This window comes from Fulvivirga aurantia, from assembly GCF_009711475.1.
Taxonomy (GTDB): domain Bacteria; phylum Bacteroidota; class Bacteroidia; order Cytophagales; family Cyclobacteriaceae; genus Fulvivirga; species Fulvivirga aurantia.
This window is the reverse complement of the sequence record NZ_SMMD01000918.1, coordinates 1-17,778: the sequence shown is the minus strand read 5'-3', so window position 1 is coordinate 17,778 and position 17,778 is coordinate 1. Positions and strand designations below refer to the sequence as shown.

17 protein-coding genes are annotated in these 17,778 nt (G+C 38.6%); 7 read left to right on the top strand and 10 right to left on the bottom strand.

Annotated elements, in window-relative coordinates:
• Window positions 1-74 precede the first annotated feature (74 nt).
• Window positions 75-452 carry a group III truncated hemoglobin gene (locus tag E1176_RS16930; RefSeq protein WP_155212217.1) on the bottom strand — a complete coding sequence of 126 codons (378 nt, stop codon included), beginning with the start codon at window positions 450-452 and terminating at the stop codon, window positions 75-77.
• A 76-nt stretch (window positions 453-528) separates the two neighbouring features.
• Here E1176_RS16930 and E1176_RS16925 point away from each other — a divergent pair, with 76 nt between their 5' ends.
• Window positions 529-1,731, top strand: coding sequence for a TlpA family protein disulfide reductase (locus E1176_RS16925; protein ID WP_155212215.1), 1,203 nt, complete (start codon window positions 529-531; stop codon window positions 1,729-1,731).
• 19 nt (window positions 1,732-1,750) lie between these two features.
• On the opposite strand, the gene E1176_RS16920 is transcribed toward E1176_RS16925, so the two are convergent.
• The 3 genes from E1176_RS16920 to E1176_RS16910 form a co-directional block, all read right to left on the bottom strand.
• A complete protein-coding gene (locus E1176_RS16920; RefSeq protein ID WP_155212213.1) occupies window positions 1,751-2,947 on the bottom strand; it encodes a GAF domain-containing sensor histidine kinase in 1,197 nt (398 codons plus the stop codon).
• 142 nt (window positions 2,948-3,089) lie between these two features.
• Window positions 3,090-3,977, bottom strand: a complete 888-nt coding sequence (locus tag E1176_RS16915) for a TraB/GumN family protein (RefSeq protein WP_155212211.1) — start codon at window positions 3,975-3,977, stop codon at window positions 3,090-3,092.
• Between the two features lie 108 nt (window positions 3,978-4,085).
• Complete coding sequence (locus E1176_RS16910; RefSeq protein ID WP_155212209.1) at window positions 4,086-6,503, bottom strand: TonB-dependent receptor plug domain-containing protein; 2,418 nt, start codon at window positions 6,501-6,503, stop codon at window positions 4,086-4,088.
• Window positions 6,504-6,513: 10 nt separating this feature from the next.
• On the opposite strand from E1176_RS16910, the gene E1176_RS16905 reads away from it, so the two are divergent.
• Window positions 6,514-7,584, top strand: a complete 1,071-nt coding sequence (locus E1176_RS16905; protein WP_343030556.1) for a YheT family hydrolase — start codon at window positions 6,514-6,516, stop codon at window positions 7,582-7,584.
• Between the two features lie 95 nt (window positions 7,585-7,679).
• Here E1176_RS16905 and E1176_RS16900 read toward each other — a convergent pair whose 3' ends face one another.
• Entirely contained in the window at window positions 7,680-7,871 is a 192-nt protein-coding gene (locus E1176_RS16900; RefSeq protein WP_155212207.1) for a cold-shock protein, read from the bottom strand.
• 176 nt (window positions 7,872-8,047) lie between these two features.
• Here E1176_RS16900 and E1176_RS16895 point away from each other — a divergent pair, with 176 nt between their 5' ends.
• A complete protein-coding gene (locus tag E1176_RS16895) occupies window positions 8,048-8,512 on the top strand; it encodes a hypothetical protein (protein WP_155212205.1) in 465 nt (154 codons plus the stop codon).
• Window positions 8,513-8,567: 55 nt separating this feature from the next.
• Here the strand turns inward: E1176_RS16895 and moeB are convergent, their stop codons facing one another.
• On the bottom strand, window positions 8,568-9,707 hold the full coding sequence (gene moeB / locus E1176_RS16890; protein WP_155212202.1) for a molybdopterin-synthase adenylyltransferase MoeB: 1,140 nt from the start codon (window positions 9,705-9,707) through the stop codon (window positions 8,568-8,570).
• 74 nt (window positions 9,708-9,781) lie between these two features.
• On the opposite strand from moeB, the gene E1176_RS16885 reads away from it, so the two are divergent.
• Entirely contained in the window at window positions 9,782-10,120 is a 339-nt protein-coding gene (locus tag E1176_RS16885; protein ID WP_155212200.1) for a hypothetical protein, read from the top strand.
• Here the strand turns inward: E1176_RS16885 and lhgO are convergent.
• Window positions 10,117-11,316, bottom strand: coding sequence for an L-2-hydroxyglutarate oxidase (gene lhgO / locus E1176_RS16880; RefSeq protein WP_155212198.1), 1,200 nt, complete (start codon window positions 11,314-11,316; stop codon window positions 10,117-10,119). The genes E1176_RS16885 and lhgO overlap by 4 nt on opposite strands.
• A gap of 131 nt (window positions 11,317-11,447) precedes the next feature.
• On the bottom strand, window positions 11,448-11,945 hold the full coding sequence (gene msrB, locus E1176_RS16875; RefSeq protein WP_155212196.1) for a peptide-methionine (R)-S-oxide reductase MsrB: 498 nt from the start codon (window positions 11,943-11,945) through the stop codon (window positions 11,448-11,450).
• A 208-nt stretch (window positions 11,946-12,153) separates the two neighbouring features.
• Here msrB and E1176_RS16870 point away from each other — a divergent pair, with 208 nt between their 5' ends.
• Together E1176_RS16870 and E1176_RS16865 are read left to right on the top strand one after the other, a co-directional pair.
• On the top strand, window positions 12,154-12,651 hold the full coding sequence (locus E1176_RS16870) for a YfiR family protein (RefSeq protein WP_155212194.1): 498 nt from the start codon (window positions 12,154-12,156) through the stop codon (window positions 12,649-12,651).
• Between the two features lie 32 nt (window positions 12,652-12,683).
• Window positions 12,684-14,621, top strand: coding sequence for a PAS domain S-box protein (locus tag E1176_RS16865; RefSeq protein ID WP_155212192.1), 1,938 nt, complete (start codon window positions 12,684-12,686; stop codon window positions 14,619-14,621).
• Here E1176_RS16865 and E1176_RS16860 read toward each other — a convergent pair.
• Entirely contained in the window at window positions 14,614-15,267 is a 654-nt protein-coding gene (locus tag E1176_RS16860) for an HAD family hydrolase (protein WP_155212190.1), read from the bottom strand. The genes E1176_RS16865 and E1176_RS16860 overlap by 8 nt on opposite strands.
• 96 nt (window positions 15,268-15,363) lie before the next feature.
• On the opposite strand from E1176_RS16860, the gene E1176_RS16855 reads away from it, so the two are divergent.
• On the top strand, window positions 15,364-16,572 hold the full coding sequence (locus E1176_RS16855) for a DEAD/DEAH box helicase (protein ID WP_155212188.1): 1,209 nt from the start codon (window positions 15,364-15,366) through the stop codon (window positions 16,570-16,572).
• A gap of 41 nt (window positions 16,573-16,613) precedes the next feature.
• Here E1176_RS16855 and E1176_RS16850 read toward each other — a convergent pair.
• The coding region (locus tag E1176_RS16850) for a hypothetical protein (protein ID WP_246206110.1) at window positions 16,614-17,778 on the bottom strand (1,165 nt) is incomplete at its 5' end.

Here is a 17,778-nt window from a genome sequence, read left to right as displayed (position 1 = left end):
AATGATTTGTTAAAATTTCAACAGACAATGTTGCCGGGAGAAATGATTAATTTTAAGGCGATTTAGGATATTTTTTAAGCGTTTGAAATTTTGAACTGCATTAATTTAGCAATCTGATTGGCCCTCACTTTAGCTTCCTGGGCTTTTTTACCCACAAAATGTTCATCAACAGTTCCATTCCAAAGACTTAGCCATTCATCGAAATGATGAGCTGTTAAGTTTGCCTTTTTATTAAGAGACAGGTGTTTGTCCATAGGGTTGCCTAGGTAATTTCTATTACCAAGTAGTGTCGTCTCCCAAAAATCACATATTACAGGGATGTGATGTTCCAGATCAAGCTTAACTACTTCATTAAAAAAATGCCCTATTACCTCATTCTTTAGAGCTCTGTGATAAAAACGCTCTACTAAAAACTCTATGTCCGACCTATTCGTTATTGTTCTTTTTTGCATGGGTTATCAAGCAAGACCTAAGATTATATATGATGTAAATATGAGTGATTTCCTACAAAAGAATTAGTTTAGGAGCATGAGATTCAGCACCACAATATTAGTTTTTCTACTAGTCACAACTTTAGGTCTACAGGCACAAGAGTTAAGCACAGGTGATTGGATAGGAAAGCTCCAGTACGAGAATCAGGAGGTGCCTTTTGCCTTTGAATTACTAAAAGACGCGAACCTGTACACTGTCGTAATTAAGAATGGAGAAGAACGCATTTCACTGAACAAGGTTAAAATTAGTGGTGATAGTCTATTTATACCGTTGGGCGCTTTTGATGCTACTCTCAAGGGAAAGTTTACTGAGAATAGTATTACCGGAGTTTGGGTAAAAAATTACAGGGCAAGTCAGGGAGTGCCATTTTTTGCAACACCTTCATCTAATCGGTTTGATCAGGATAAAAGCAATGTAGAAGTGGGTGATAGATGGAAAATATTATTTGATCCTGAATCAAGTTTGTCCTATCAAGGTATTGGCCTTTGGGAACAAGATGGCAATAGTGTAACAGGCACGATTTTGACAGAAACCAGCGATTACCGTTATTTTGAGGGTGTTATTAGCAATGATTCTATAAAAGTAAGCTCATTTGATGGCGCCCATGCTTTTCTCATGATTGGTAAAAAAACAGGAGATAAGTGGCAGGGAGAATTTCACTTTGATTCTAATTATAAAGAAAACTGGGAAGCAGAAATAAAACCAGACGCAGAGCTGCCAGACCCATGGGAGGTAGTTGAGGTTGATCCTGGAACTCATCGCCCATATTATGACATACTCGCAGCAGGAAGTGGCCAGAGGGTAATTGATGAATCGAAGTATTTTGGAAAGGTTTTAGTTATTCAGCTATTCGGTACCTGGTGCCCCAATAGCCTCGATGAAACCAAGTATCTGAAAAGTTGGTACGACTCTATTCAAGATAACAATGTTGAGCTATTGTCAATCACCTATGAGCCTAATTACTCTAAAGCATATGGTTTACAACGCATCGAAGATTACAAGCTGAGGCTTGAGTTGAATCATGAAGTGCTGTTAGGAGGGCAATTAAGCAAATCTCAAGCTGCATTGGCTTTTCCTTTTATGGACAAGATCAAAGCTTTTCCTACGCTTATTTTAGTAGACAAATACGGCTATGTAAGGTTTGTACATAGCTATTTCAATGGACCTGCAACGGGAGCTTATTATGAAAAGTTTGACGAGGAATTTAACAAACGCATAGAGCTACTACTCGCTGAATAAAATCCTCATTTAAAAAAGTTTACTTGGGTAAGGTAAAAATAAATGTGCTACCTTTTCCTACTTCTGAAGTAACTTTTATTGTGCCTTTAAGATCATCAAGTATCTTTTTTACAAGTGCCAGGCCCAGACCTGTGCCTAGATTGTCGTGTCTGTCTTTCTTACCAAGATTTGTGTAATGTTTAAAAATTTTGGCTTGATCTGCTTTGTCAATACCAATCCCATTGTCAGTAATAGAGAAAGTGTAAAATTCATTTTCATCATTAAAATCTAATATGATTTTAGTTTCAGCTTTATCGCTGTATTTGATGGCATTGGTTATCAGGTTAGAAAAAATAAGCTCGAGTGCAGTTTTATTAACTTTAATCAGTGGTAGATTAGATGGGGTTTCCACTATCAGGTCCTTTTCACCAATAACTGATACTACTTCATCAAATGACTGCTTTAGGTTTACAGTAGATGTCTCCCTATCAAATTGTGAGTTTTTGTAGTAGGTGAGCATTCCCTGCACAATACCGTTTAGCTTCAAAGCAGATTTGCTGAGGTATTCTAATAGTTCTACACCTTCACTATCTAGTTGCTCGCTTTTATCTTTCAACAAAATTTTGGCGATGGCTCCCATGTTGTTAAGGGGGCTTTTAATATCGTGAGAGACTGCAGCAGCAAAATTGCCTAACTCTTTATTTTTAGCTTCCAACTCCGACTCATTTTTACTCAGAATAGAATTTTTCTTTCTTAACTCTAGTAATTTCATTACCTGATGCCCAAGTAATTCTAAACTTTCTAATTGAGTTTTGTTCAGGTATTTTGGAGTGTGGTCCATTACACAAATTGTACCTAGTGCATGACCCTCTTTTGTAAGTAAAGGTACGCCTGCATAAAACTGAACCTGAGTAGGACCTGTAACCATCGGGTTTTCCCTAAATCGCTCGTCAATTCGAGTATCAGGAGCATAGGTAATCTTTCCTGGTTGGTTTATGGTATGTGCACATAATGCTAACTCACGAGTGTTTCTATCTAGATCAGTCCCGGGGTGAGCCTTAAAGTATTGAGTGTTTGTGTCAATAAAAGAGACTAAAGCGACCTTTGCTGAACAGATATTTTGCGCTAGCCTGGCAACATCATCATAAGCCTTTTCTGGCAGTGTATCAATTATATTATACTCAAGTAGAGCCGCAACTCTCTCATGATCGTTACTCGCTATTTCTGGCTTAATCATTTATCAATATACAAATAATAGAACTGTAAGTACTAGTTGAAATATTAAACTACGTAGTGAGCGACAGGAATAGTTTTTAGAATTACGAAAAAAAGCCGTTTGTTAAAACGGCTTCTCATATTTTGCGATTGTAAATGTAATGCTAGTTCTTTTTGAGCGACACAGGCTCAACTTTATAGCCTTGTTTTCTTAATAGCTCGATCATGCTGACTTCTCCAACAAGATATGGGGCACCAACAGCAAAGAAAGTAGGATTTACTTTTATAAGTCCTTCGATTTTAGGTAACCAGTGGATTACTCTGTCATCATAATAAACTCTTTTGAACTCCTGACTTTCGTTAGTTGCCTTTAGCGTCTCATCTTTAACCTTCACAAGGTCTTGCTCCTCAACATAATATTTCACCAGGTTATTGTAGTCTTCGATATGTCGGTCAAACTGATTTACGGTGTATTTGGCAGCTTCCACCTGGTCTTCGATAGGAAACTTCTTGAATGCTGCAATTTCTTCATCAATTGTACCAAGGCCTACAAAGTCCATTCTATTCTTTTTGGCCAAACTGGCAAGCTCTTCTTCAACATAGATGATGTTATCGTCCAGGTAAAGTGCTGTGGTAGAAGTTACCAATATAATTGGTTGCAATCTGCTGTAAAAATCGTGGTACTGATGTTCTTTAACCTCAAAATCTAATAATAGTAAAAGCCTTAATTGATTGAGCTCATTATCGGTTAAGTAATCGTTTATCCAGCCGTTGTTTGGAATTCTTACCGCCTTGTTAAATTGTTTTTTAGCAGCATTATCGTAAATAATCTTGGTAGCGAAAACTTCGCACTGATCCATTTTCTTTTTTACAACTTTAGGAACCTCATAGGCGTCCTTTGGCAAGAAGTTGATAATTCCATAGATGTAAGAGGGCTTTTCCAGACCATTACCAGAAACTTCCCATAAGACGGCATTTTCCAAATCCTGAGATACAGCTTGAGATGCTGAAAAAATGATCAGGGTAAGAATGCTTAAAAATATCTTTCGCATGTTATAATATCTATTTAAAAAACGACTGAAACGATTTGCAAGATAATCTTTGTCCAGTTTCACACAAGCATACGTATGATTATTTTAATGTTTGTAGCAAAATAAAAATTAAAATCGAGCCTTAAAAGCGATTATAAAATTACGTCCCGGAGCACTAATTCCACTAGAGTAGGGGCGATAATGTTTATCTAATATGTTTTCTACGCCACCACTAACTCTAAAATGCTCATTTATTCTATAGCTACCTTTTAAATTAAGTGTATACCAGGCTGGCGATCCGTCCTGTTCAGGGTCAGAATTGTGCATAGCATAGAGGTAAGGTTTGCTCTTGATTTCTGAGTCCGGAATGTCATTTCTAAAGCGATTTCCATTAAATTCAGAATAAAACTCTCCCTTGAAATTACCTTTTTGATATAAAAGGCTCGCTTTACCAAAAAGAGGCGTGGTGTGCCTTAAAGGTTCGTTGTTGGTTAGGTCTTTGCCAAAAGTATTTGTCATAGTAGCTTCCACTGCCCATGAGTCGGTCAATAAAGCTTCCATTTCGACACTATAACCGTATATTTCAGCTTCAGCTGTATTTTGTAAAGCCACAACCTTGCTTAATTCACCCCCAAACATGATGGAATCCTGACCGTTGAAGTTAAAATCCTGTCTGACGATGGCATTGTCTAACCAGGTATAAAAAACGGTAGCTCCTACTTCAATTCTGTCAGTCAATTTAATCTCTACCCCAGTCTCTACATTATAGGTGTATTCTGGCTTGAGGTTGATATTTGGCACCTGTACAATACCATCGCTGAAGTCAAATACCTTTCCAACGTCATCAATATTAGGAGACCTGAATCCTGTAGAAAAAGCAAGGTCTGCTTTGATGTTTTTACTTGGTTTGAAAACAATACCCAGGTTCCCATTAAAGGCATTATTGTTAAGCTCAAATTGATTAAAAGGAAAATCAAGGTCGCCAGCGTCATCATAGGCAGCGTTGATATCTATGCTACTATAGCGTAAGCCAGAGTTTATAATCCAGCTGGGAGAAAGTCTCCATTTATGGCTTAAGTAGGCAGCATAGCTCGTATAATCGCTTCCACCTGATGGGTACCTGGGGTCAGGAAAGTCCACAGCACCTGTGCTTTGATTTCTTCGTATTGCTGATGATTCTACATCGTTATATACATACTCTAATCCATAGAATAAATTGCCGTGATTTAACTGCTTGTCAAAATCGAAGTTTACACTAAAAATGTCAACGTTTTCAGTTCTTGTTCTCAACCGGTTGTCGCCAAAAGACCTGTCATTTCTACTTTCTTCGTACTTCTGGTATGCACCTACCACTTTCGCCTGGTCAAAGAAAATAGTAGGTCTTGTGTATGTGGCCCTTATGGTGTTCATTAACCAATTTTGCGGGCCATAGTACCATTCTGCACTTGATAGCAACCCATTCTCATCTGTTTCAATTAATCGATCATATCTCGGTATGTCTGAAGTTTTACTTAAGTAAAAACTATAGCCAAGGTTTAAATAGTCGTTTACTTTTAATCCAAACTTTTGAATGGTACTCCAACTTTCAAAGCCTGAAGGAGATTGGGTGTTTGGTTCCGGGTTGGCGACCACTATATCATTGCCATTAATGTCTTGCTGTACAAGAAAGGGCTTTTTGCCAAAGTCAGGATATCCATCAGGCCTGTTTTCTCCGGCTTTGAGATCACCAAACTTGCTGTAAGATATTGAAGAGAACCAGGCCAATTTTTTACCTCCCAGGCCAAAGTTGGAATGCAGGGTACGTTCATTACTTGCTGAAGAGTAACGTGCAAATGCCGTGGCATGTGTTCGAAGGTTTTCATCGATGCTGTATTTTGGATCTTTAACATGAAAATCCATGACACCTCCCAATGCATCGCTGCCATAGATGACAGAGCCCGGACCCAATATTACTTCGGCCCCAGCCAATGCATTTGGGTCAACATTTATTACGTTTTGTAGATTTCCACCTCTATAGATCGCGTTGTTCATTCTCACACCATCCACCACAATCAGTACAGAATTGGCGGCAAAACCCCTCAGCTTTGGGCTTCCACCACCAAACTGACTTTTTTGCATAAACACTTCTCCCGATTGGGCCAGCATATCTGCTGAGGTTTGAGGATTGTTAAAAGCAATTTCATTTGCCGAAATACTTACAATCTGACTAGGAATTTCTGATGCATCCTGCTCCCACTTATTGGCAGATATTACTACATCATTCATCTTTATTATTCGCTCAGTAAGTGCTACTGTGTTGGCATCCAGGCTGTTTAGTTGTATGGTATACTCCTGATAACCAGAGTGACGGAAGGTGATAAAGTCAGAAGCGTTGAATTTGGAAAGGTCAACTACACCATTAACATCAGAAAGTACTGAAGTAGTTTTCTCCAGATCATATACAGCCACATCTTCGATAGGCAGGTTGGTTTGTTTGTCGACAATAGTCACTACCTGGGCATTGAGTTGACAAACAGTAATGAAAAGAAGAAAAATGGTAAGTCTCATATAAGATTATTTGCCCGCGAAAGTAGAGAAACACGCTATGCTGCCCAAAAACTTTTTTACAATTGGTGATTTAGTTGCTTGTAAGGAGGGTGTCTTAATGGCAATTTTTATTTCTTTGTTTATGCCTTTAGTAGATTCATCATACAAAGCTCCCTTTTTTCTTAGAAACGGACATCTAGCCACTATTATTCCTAGCTCATTTAGAAAAGTTGAGGGAGTAACCTATCAAAGAGAACGTTTAAATACGCCTGATGGTGATTTTTTGGATTTAGATTGGGTTTTTAATCAGTCTGACAAACTTGTGATTATAAGTCATGGGTTGGAAGGAAGTGCCAGCAGACCTTATGTAAAAGGAATGGCCAAATATTTCTCAAAACAAGGCTGGGATGCTTTAGCCTGGAATTGTAGGAGTTGTAGTGGTGAATTGAATTGGAAACCGAGGTTTTACCACCATGGTGCCACAGAAGACCTGGATCAATTGGTTGAATACGCAATTTCGGGAAAAGGGTATTCAACTGTGGCATTAGTTGGTTTTAGCATGGGCGGAAGCATGACACTCAAATACCTGGGTGAAAAAGGAGAGGAGCTGCCCAGGCAAGTAATCGGAGGAGTGGCGTACTCTGTTCCAGTTAGTTTAAAGAGTAGTGTTGAGGCGTTGTCAACGCAGGGAAATGCCTTCTATCGCAAGCGATTTTTAAAGAAGCTGGAGCAAAAGATTAAACAAAAGGCTCAGCAATACCCTGATGAAATTAAATATAGCGGTTTCGATGATATCAAGTATTTCCCTGATTTTGACAACCTATATACGGCACCACTGCATAGGTTCAAAGATGCCAATGATTTTTATGAGCGGGCAAGTGCTGGTAGATATATGTATGCCACTCAGGTACCTACGTTACTTGTAAATGCATTGAACGATCCGTTTTTAGGCTCGGCCTGTTATCCTTTTCTGGAGTGTGATAACCACAAGCATATATTCTTAGAGACTCCAAAGCATGGTGGTCACGTGGGGTTTTCACTTAGAAATGATGAGTTTAATTATATGGAAAAAAGGGCTTATTCCTTTTTAAACAGTCTTTAAGTTGAGTTCTAATAAAAATTGAGCATGAAAAAAGCCCCAAAGTAAAATACTAAGGGGCTGAAAATTTTATAAACTGCTTATATATTTAAACTGACTTAAGCCAACTTAACATTCACTGCATTTAATCCTTTTCTTCCTTCTTGAAGTTCAAACACTACTTCATCGTTTTCTCTGATATCGTCAATAAGACCAGACACGTGAACAAAATACTCTTGGTTTGATTCTTCATCTTTAATAAACCCGAATCCTTTTGAGTCATTAAAGAATTTTACTGTTCCATTATTCATTATATAATAATTATTATTTGCGCCAAAGGTAACATTTAAAAATTACAACTAGTGTCAATCTTTTATTTATTATTTAATTATCGATGAACGGTAGTTGGATGATTTAATTGACACGATATGTTATATAATCAGTTATATTCACATCGAAATACTATTAAAACTCAATACCTGAAACTATGAAGTACCTAATATTATTGTCATTTATTGCTTTCACAGCTTGTTCGTCAAATACAAATGAGGGTGAAGAAAAGAACGAAGCTAAAAATGATAAACCCGGACGTGAGTTGGTAGGAGAGTGGCGTAACTTATCTATGATTGTTAGAATGCCTGACTCTACGGTAAATGTGCCTGAAGGAAAGTGGGAAGAAGTTTTAGGAATAAAGCCAATCATTACAACATACAGTGAAGACGGTACTTTTATTTCGGAATATCGTACGCTGGAAGATTCTGTTTTTATGACCAGTGCTGGTTCGTGGTCTGTCAAGGGGGATACACTTACCATGGTAGAAAGAGGCAATGCGAATAAATACTATTTCTCAATAGACGAGGACACTGCTATATTTCGTGGTTATTTAGATTGGAATGAAGACGGTGCTGCAGATGACCACTATGTAGGCAAACAAACTAAGACAAAGCAATAATTTAAATAGCTCAGGGACTTTTCTAAAACGGAATGTCCCTGAGATAATATTATTCTTAGTATTTCTGAACTGTTGGGTCGATATTATCAGCCCATGCTAAGATTCCGCCCTTAAGGTTGTAAAGATTGTCGGTACCTAGCTTTTGCTGTAAAAATTGTATCGCCTGAGCACTTCTGGCACCACTGCGACAGTGAACAACCACTTTCTTATCAGTTTTTATTTTATCAGTATTATCAGGAATGTCTCCAAGTGGGATTAACTCTCCTTGTAAATTAGCGATATCAAATTCGTGTGGTTCTCTCACATCTATAAGCTGAAAATCTTCTCCAGCATCACGCATAGATTTGAGCTCTTCTACTGTTATTTCTTTTACCATTGTAGTATCTGTTTTTCTGCTAGTAAATCCGCAAAATTCGTCATAATTTATTAAATGATCAATTGTGGGAGCATCTGGCCTTTTAGCAACTTTAATTGTGCGATTTGTCATAGATAACAAATCAAAAATAAAAAGTTTTCCGCTGAGTACGTCTCCTATGTCGGCTAGCATCTTTATGGCTTCATTGGCTTGTAAACTGCCAATTATACCAGGCAAAACACCAATTACACCACCTTCAGCACAATTAGGAACAGATTCCGGAGCAGGTGGTTCAGGGTATAAGTCACGATAATTGGGACCATCTTTGTAATTAAATACAGCCACCTGGCCTTCATATCGAAATATGGAGCCATATATAAATGGCTTATTACAGATTACACAAGCATCATTTACTAGATATCTGGTCTGAAAATTATCGCTACCATCAATCACCAAATCGTATTCTTTTATGATTTCAAGAGCATTCTCAGTGTCTAATTTTATTTGCCATTCAACTACATTGGTATGAGGGTTTAGAGCCTTTAACTTTTCTTTCGCCTTAAGTGCCTTGTTCTCTCCGATGTCATTGGTTGTGTACAGCACTTGCCGTTGTAAATTACTTTCATCAACTTCATCAAAATCTACAATACCAAGGTGGCCAACACCAGCTGCCGCCAGATAGAGCAATATAGGACTGCCCAGACCTCCTGCACCTATCACAAGCACTTTAGATTTCTTTAATTTATGTTGACCATTTAAACCAAAATTTGGTAAAGTGATGTGACGCTGGTATCTCCTGAGCTCTTCTGTATTCAATGGTGTTTCTACTTCTTTCGACATTTGCAAGCGGCTGTTCGTAGGCAGTTTTAATCTATTTATTAAAGGATCACGTATTAAAAGTAAAGATAAAGCACATGAAGCTACTTCTCATATATAGTTGCCTTCTATTGGTTGGTTGTGCTCAATTTAAGAAAGAAAGCAGGTCGGTTGTGATCATAGAAGAGGTCGGGCAAGCTGAACCAACGGTAGAACCACAAAAAGCTGTCGAGCTTGTGTCTTTTGAAAAAGACATTGAACCTATTTTATTATCAAGGTGTCAGCCGTGCCATTTTACAGGTGGTAAAATGTATGAAAAGCTTCCCTTTGATACCGCGGCTACCGTTCATAAGCTCGGTGAAGAACTATTCACCAGAATAAAAGACGAAAAGGAGCAAGCGTTAATTAAGGCCTTTATTGCTCAGAAAATCGATTAGTTTAACCGAGCCAGTACTTTCTCAGCCACAGTGAGCCCGATAGAAAGCGATGAGGTTGCCGCTGGTGAAGGTGCATTGCAGACATTCACTGCATGTTCATTTTCCAAAATAAGGAAATCATCAATCAAGCCTCCATGCCTGTCACAAGCCTGAGCTCTCACACCGGCACCTCCGGGTACCAAATCCTTTTCAGTGATTTCTGGCATAAGTTTTTGTAAAGCTTTGGTAAAAGCTGCCTTAGAAAAAGACCTGTACATTTCACCCATTCCTGTTTTCCAATATTTGAAGGCGACTTTCTGAAAGCCGGGCCACGCAAGGGATTCAAGCAATTCAGCTAGTTTGATATCACTTTTCTTGTACCCTTCTCTTTGAAAAGCTAAAACAGCATTAGGCCCTGCCTCGATACCACCCTTCATCATACGTGTAAAATGTACCCCCAAGAATGGGAAATTAGGATCAGGTACGGGGTAAATAAGGTTTTTAACCAAATACTCCTTTTCTTTTGTCAATTTAAAGTACTCTCCTCTAAATGGAATGATTTTTACGTCCAACTGCTGTCCGGTAAATTTTGCCACCTTATCAGAGTACAGACCGGAGCAATTTACCACAAGATCACACTGGTAGCTGTTTTTAGGTGTAATTACTTCTGTGTGGGAGCCGGATGTTTTAATTTTTAGTACTCTTTCATTGAGGTGAATATCACCATCTAGTTTTTGAATGTTCTCAGCATATTTATTGGCTACTTCACTATAGTCTACAATACCTGTTTGTGGTACAAATAGCCCGGCAACTCCGTTTAAATGAGGTTCATGGTCTTTAAGCTCACTTTGAGATAATCTCTTTATGCCATCCAGACCATTTTCGGCTCCTCGTTTTTGCAGGTTTTCCATAAGAGGAACCTCTTCTTTAGAGGTAGCTACTACAATTTTACCACAAAGCTCAAACGGAACTTCGTTCTTACGACAGAAGTCGATGAGCATGTTATAACCGTTGATGCAGTTCGTAGCTTTTAAACTGCCTGGTTTATAATAAAGGCCTGAATGAATGACACCGCTATTGTGCCCGGTTTGGTGAGCTGCCAATTGATCCTCCTTGTCAAGGATCAACAAACGTAGTTTGGGATTTTTTTCTTTGAGTTGTAAAGCGGTCGCCAAACCGACAATGCCTGCACCAATTATAATTATGTCGTACTTCAAGATACCTGAGTTAAATTGAGTGCGTAAAGATAAAAAACAGAATCAATTAGCTATTGAACAGAAGACACTTTCTAAAATAGAAGAGCCTCCTTGAATGAGTTCAGGGAGGCTCTGCATGATTTCTTAGTTATTTACTTATCCTTTTTCTGAAAATCTAAAGCTGCGGAATTTAAGCAGTACCTTAAACCGGTGGGTTCAGGACCATCAGGAAAAACATGGCCTAAATGACCGCCACATCTTGCGCAAACAACTTCTTCTCGCACCATTCCCAGACTTCGGTCCTTTTTAATGGCTACTTTATCCTCAGTTATAGGTTTAAAAAAACTGGGCCAGCCGGTTCCTGATTTGTATTTAGTTTCAGAGTCAAATAACTCATATTGGCAACCGGCACATGTGTAAATGCCGTCTTCTTTATTATCCCAATATTCACCTGTAAAAGCGCGCTCAGTTCCTGCTTCTCTGAGAATATAGAATTCTTCTTCTGTAAGAATATCTTTCCATTCCTTTTCGGTTTTTACTATCTCATATTCCATATCAGATTTTTTTGATTCCTTTTGTTGACTATTGCTGCATGAGATCACTCCAAAAAGCAGAAATATGGTAAGTATTATTGATGAATGCTGTTTCATTTATATTACATTTAAGGCTAATTTCTCTTAAGTTTATAACTCAAATTGTTACTCAAAGTTTTACTCGTCAAAAGGGATTAGAAGTTAATGTCGAATAGCAGACAAATTTTGAGAAGCTCTCTAGGTGATTTTAACTGATTTAGTTTATATTGCTATTTTGATGTAATTTGTAAAAAATGAATTTCATTGTGAGGTGGATAATCAGGATATGAAGAAGCTATTTTTTTGCTTGTTTTTGAGTGTTTTGACGTTTCAGGTCTCAGCACAAAATTACCAGTTGCATGCAGTATATATGTACCAGTTTACAAAGTACATCAAGTGGCCCGCATCAGGGAGCAGCGAATTTGTAATTGGGGTATTAGGGGATACCCCGGCCATAGAATACCTCGATAAAATGGCTCAAACAAAAAAAGCAGGTAGTAAAGACATCGTTATTAAAAAATTTAAGAGCCTTTCTGGCGTCACAAAAACAGATATGCTATTTGTAGGTAAAGAAGCTGATGCCGAGCTATCTAATATTATTAATAAAGTGAAAGGTCAAAACACTTTGCTCATCACAGAAGAAGAAGGATTTGGACTTGAAGGCAGCAATATTAATTTTGTGGAGCGTAATGGGCGCTTAGTATTTGAATTGAACCAAAAAGCCATGGAGCGTGAGTCACTCAAAGTGTCTGCCGAATTGGCGAAATTAGCAATAGTTATATAAACAAATTTGAATAATAATTCTATCTTGAGGATATGCGAAAAATTAAACTGAAAATTGGGAATAAGATCTTTGGCGGATTTTTACTCCTAATTATCCTTTTTGTAGTAAATGCTGGTATTGTATTTTACACAGGAAACAACATCGACCGGGTAGTAAATAAAAACTCGGAAGTAATTCAACCCTCAAAAGAGGCCATCAACGACTTCATCTTATTGGTAACAAGGTCAAAAATGTTGATCACCAACTGGGTGTACCTACAGAGCAACACCGATGATAAAGAGGCCTTAAAAGACATTCACAATTTCGAATACCCTGAGTTAGACGAAAGATTAAGCAATCTCAAAACGGAGTGGGAGTCAGATAGTATGGTAATGCTACTTGACTCTGCCCAGACGGAGTTTGAGAAGATGCTTGAGATAGAAAAAGAAGTGATGAGCCAATTAGTGACTTTTGAAAATTACGAAGATCCTATCACCAAATTCCTGGGTGAGGATGCTATCGATAGTCAGATTATACCGCTTGCTGCTTCTATAAATACAATATTAGAAGATGTTGCTTTAAGGCAGCAGAAGATAACAGAAGAAGCCAGCGAAGAATTACAAAGCTCAGTCGATCAATTGAGAAATATCACAATCCTGCTAGGTGTGATTATTGTAATTATTGGTCTGCTAAGTGCTTACATTATGACAAGATCAATTACCAAACCAATTAATTACATTAAGGATGTGGTAGTTAAACTTGGTAAAGGAGAGTTGGTTGATGATCAGGGCCGTAAGTTTAATAATGATGAAATTGGCGAAATGGCCGTAGCTATGGATAACCTGATTCAGGGCTTGAGATCTACGACCTTATTTGCTGAAAACATTGGTAAAGGGCAATACGACTCTGAGTTTGAGCCATTGAGTGAGCAGGATGTATTGGGTAATGCGCTTATAGAAATGCGTAACAACCTTGCTCGTGTGGCTGAGGAAGACAAGAAAAGAAACTGGTCTACTGAGGGACTTGCTAAGTTTGGAGATATTCTCAGACAGAATAATGACAACATAGCCAAGCTATCAGATGACATTATCAGAAACCTTGTTAAATACCTTGAAGCCAATCAGGGTGGCCTATACATTATAGAAGAAGATGCTGGCGGTGAGCAATTTATGTCGCTTACAGCATGTTATGCATGGGATAAGAAGAAGTACGTAGATCAGAAGGTATTTAAAGGAGAGGGGCTTGCTGGTCAGGTATGGCAGGAGCAAGACTCTATTTACTTAACAGATGTGCCTGACAACTACATAAAGATAACTTCTGGTCTCGGTGATGCTAATCCTAGAAGTATATTGATAGTACCTCTGAAAGTAAATGAAGAGATTTATGGAGTTGTAGAGGTAGCTTCTTTCAAAGCATTTGACGAAAGTGAAATTGACTTTGTTGAGAAAATAGCTGAAAGTATCGCATCAACAGTGTCATCTGTGAAGATCAATGCCAAGACTCAGAAACTACTCGAGGAGTCTCAGGAAATGACAGAGCAAATGAGATCTCAGGAAGAGGAGATGCGCCAGAATATGGAAGAGCTGCAGGCTACTCAGGAGGAAATGCAGCGTGGTCAGTCAGAGGCAGAAAACACCATGGATGCTATCAACCAATCTGTTGCGATGGCTGAGTTTGATGCTGAAGGCAAAATAACCAATGCAAACCAAAACTTCCTTGATATGATGGGCTACTTCAAAGATGAATTGGTAGGAGAAAACCATCGTATACTGGTTCATAAAGATGATAAATCCTCAGATAGCAATAAGCAATTGTGGAGAGATCTCTTAGGTGGAGTAACAGTTAAAGGAGAATATCGAAGAATAGATAAGAGCGGTAATATACTCTACACCAGAGAAAATTACGCTCCTATCAAAAATAGAGATGGTTCAGTGTCGAAAGTGATGCTTTTCGCATCTGACATCACACAGTTTAAAGAAGCGATTAGCTAGCAGTAGTTAATTCATTAATAAGAAGGAGCAATTCTTGAGGTGTTGAAGCCGTAAGTTTTGCTCCTTTTTCTTTTAAGGCTTCTCCGTGTCCGTTGATGATGTGACTACCACCCAAAAAGCCTATCACCGTCATGCCAGCTGCTGAAGCAGCAGTTACTCCGCTTTTGCTATCTTCTATCACCAAACACTCTTTAGGGTTATAACCAGTCCTTTCTGCTGCTAATAAATAAACATCTGGTGCAGGTTTTGGGTTTTCTACCTGCTCGGAAGAATACCGATTAGCTATACTTTCTGATATGCCTGATACCTTCAAAGCTTTGTCTACCTGCCACAAGTAACTATTTGAAACTACGGCTACCGGCAATGAGAGGGAAGAGACAACTTCAGCCATGCCTTTGATTGGCTGCAGCTCTTCATAAACTCTTCTTTCGCAGCGCTCAACTATGTCATGAATCTGCTCTATAGATAAGTTGGAGAGAAGCTTTTTAAAAGTCCCTGAAAAAGTGCTCCCTGTGTATTTTTTCAGGTATTCATCCTTGGTTAATGGTATGTTATATTCGGCTAGTGTGTCTATTACTACTTGTGCAGCGGTTATTTCTGTGTCAACTAGTACGCCATCACAGTCAAAAATTATTTGCTTGATCATTTTTTTAGATTAAGTTGCAAATCCTTGTATTATAGTGACGCAATGATAATATTTTAAGCGAACTTGCATGGTACAATTAACTAAAACATCTAATCATTGAAATTTGAGGATATTGGGCTTAATGAAAAGCTCGTAGAAGGAATAAACGCAATAGGTTTTAAGGAAACAACAGAGGTACAGGAAAAAGCCATTCCTGTCATTCTTCAAAATAAGGATGTAATTGCCTCAGCCCAAACTGGTACGGGTAAGACGGCCGCATTTCTACTGCCGGTTATCAATAAAATCTTACAGAACAACTCTAATGACAGGCATATCGGTGCCTTGGTAATAGTTCCTACCAGAGAGTTGGCAGTACAAATAGATCAACAAATGGAAGGACTTTCTTACTATACGCAAGTGAGCTCAATTGCTGTGTATGGTGGGGGAGATGGATCTTCTTTCAATAGGGAGAAAAAGGCCTTATCACAAGGCGCAGATGTGATAATAGGGACCCCCGGCCGTCTCATTGCACACCTTAATATGGGTTATGTAAAAATAGATCAACTCGATTGCCTGGTATTAGACGAAGCTGACCGAATGTTGGATATGGGCTTTCATGATGATATCATGAAAATCATATCTTACCTGCCCAAAAAGAGACAAAATCTTCTTTTTTCGGCTACAATGCCTAACAAAATAAGGGACCTGGCCAAGAAGATACTTCACGAGCCTGAAGAAATCAGCATAGCCATTTCCAAACCTGCAGAGCGAATAGCACAGGCGGCTTTTGTAGTTTATGATAATCAGAAAATCCCTTTAGCCAAGCATTTGCTTACAGCAAAAAAGCTACAGAGTGTGATTATTTTCTGCTCAACCAAGACGAGTGCCAAGCAGCTTAATAAGGAGCTTGTGAAACTTGGCCTTTCTTCCAAAGATATTCATTCAGATCTTGATCAGGTAGAAAGAGAACATGTGCTGCGGGAGTTTAAAAACCGTAAACTCAATATTTTGGTGGCAACGGATATACTGTCAAGAGGTATTGATGTTGAAGATATTGATTTAGTGATCAACTACGATGTGCCTAACGATGGTGAAGATTACATTCACAGAATTGGAAGGACAGCACGAGCTGCTGCTAAAGGTGTAGCCTTCACGTTCATTAATGAAAAGGAACAAAACCGTTTTTTACAGATAGAAGAGTTGCTTGGAGCACCAGTCATAAAAGCTAAAAACCCTCAATCTGTCGGCACAGGGCCAGAGTATAAACCTAGGAAATCAAACGGTCGTGGGTATAAAAAAAGCACCAAACACAGAAAGAAACGATAATTGTTACTCTCTGTATTTAGTGCAAAGGGTGTGATTACAGTCTAGTAATTCCGATAGAAATTGTGAACAGCCGATGTGAGCTGATTGTATATCGGTTTAGTAAACTCAATAAACAAATCTTGTGGCGGTGGGGGCGGCACTTCATTTTGCTGACATATGGCTATTTGCTCTTCTGTCAACGCTCTTTCATCGCCATTAAAACTACCCCACTGAGTAAACCAATTAAACTCACCATTAAATTTATTATGTGATAGCACTGCATTGTTGCCAGCATCGACAATTCGCATGCTAAACAACCCTTTAGAAATGACTACCTTTTTAAAGGTTGTAATTTTGGCATAAACCGTGTTGTAGGCATCTACTTTGGTGCCATCCTCAAGGGTTACAGTTCCTACTTTTACACTATCTCTACTTACTGACTCAGTGTTTCTCTCGGTGTGCGTTTCGCCTACCACAAAATCATCAAATTGTAGTCTTAAGTACTGGTCTACATAAGGCAGGTTTTCTCTTTCGGCCTCAATGTGCGTATAAAATCTTACAAACTCGGTGCTTCTAAAGTGAGTATTCAGGTATTCTTCGATCTTATCCTGAAAAAATCGACCACTCAAATCGTATCGCGTTGGAACAGGAATCTGCTCAACCACAATCTTCAAAGTAGCTTCGAATTTAGCCTGGTCAATTTTATCGCGAGTGTCTTTATATCCGGGAACAAAACCATTGACATCTCTAAATAAGAAATATGCACTCTTTGCGTCTTCACGCGTGTTTCTTTCTAACGCAATCACACCAGCCTGATAACTTTCTTCAGCGGCTTGTTGCTTTAGTGTGGCCACTTTGTCGTAATAATTAATCGGTTGAGGTATTACTCGCAATGCTCCAGGTGATCTTCTGATTTCTTCTGCCATGCTATTGATCCTTTGGTAAGCCATAAGCACATTTCTGTACTTAAAAGGAGCATTACTGGCCAGACTGTTATTAGCAGACTTTTCTAATGTAGATACAGCCAGTGGATAACTTTGTCTCAAAGTTTCCCGAGATTTTTTGTGAGAAGGTTTTTGTCTCAGTCTATTTACGGCTTTTAGTACGGCCTGGTAATAATCACCTTGCTCATAAGCTTTCTTACCAGAGCTACAGTTGGAGAGTAAAATAGGTAAGCAAATCAAAAATATGAATGGGTAGACTTTTCTCATATGTTCAACATTTTTT

Coding starts and splice junctions, on each gene's coding strand:
- E1176_RS16930 (WP_155212217.1), bottom strand. CDS start 452: ATGCAAAAAAGAACAATAACGAATAGGTCGGACATAGAGTTTTTAGTA.
- E1176_RS16925 (WP_155212215.1), top strand. CDS start 529: ATGAGATTCAGCACCACAATATTAGTTTTTCTACTAGTCACAACTTTA.
- E1176_RS16920 (WP_155212213.1), bottom strand. CDS start 2,947: ATGATTAAGCCAGAAATAGCGAGTAACGATCATGAGAGAGTTGCGGCT.
- E1176_RS16915 (WP_155212211.1), bottom strand. CDS start 3,977: ATGCGAAAGATATTTTTAAGCATTCTTACCCTGATCATTTTTTCAGCA.
- E1176_RS16910 (WP_155212209.1), bottom strand. CDS start 6,503: ATGAGACTTACCATTTTTCTTCTTTTCATTACTGTTTGTCAACTCAAT.
- E1176_RS16900 (WP_155212207.1), bottom strand. CDS start 7,871: ATGAATAATGGAACAGTAAAATTCTTTAATGACTCAAAAGGATTCGGG.
- E1176_RS16895 (WP_155212205.1), top strand. CDS start 8,048: ATGAAGTACCTAATATTATTGTCATTTATTGCTTTCACAGCTTGTTCG.
- moeB (WP_155212202.1), bottom strand. CDS start 9,707: ATGTCGAAAGAAGTAGAAACACCATTGAATACAGAAGAGCTCAGGAGA.
- E1176_RS16885 (WP_155212200.1), top strand. CDS start 9,782: ATGAAGCTACTTCTCATATATAGTTGCCTTCTATTGGTTGGTTGTGCT.
- msrB (WP_155212196.1), bottom strand. CDS start 11,945: ATGAAACAGCATTCATCAATAATACTTACCATATTTCTGCTTTTTGGA.
- E1176_RS16870 (WP_155212194.1), top strand. CDS start 12,154: ATGAAGAAGCTATTTTTTTGCTTGTTTTTGAGTGTTTTGACGTTTCAG.
- E1176_RS16865 (WP_155212192.1), top strand. CDS start 12,684: ATGCGAAAAATTAAACTGAAAATTGGGAATAAGATCTTTGGCGGATTT.
- E1176_RS16860 (WP_155212190.1), bottom strand. CDS start 15,267: ATGATCAAGCAAATAATTTTTGACTGTGATGGCGTACTAGTTGACACA.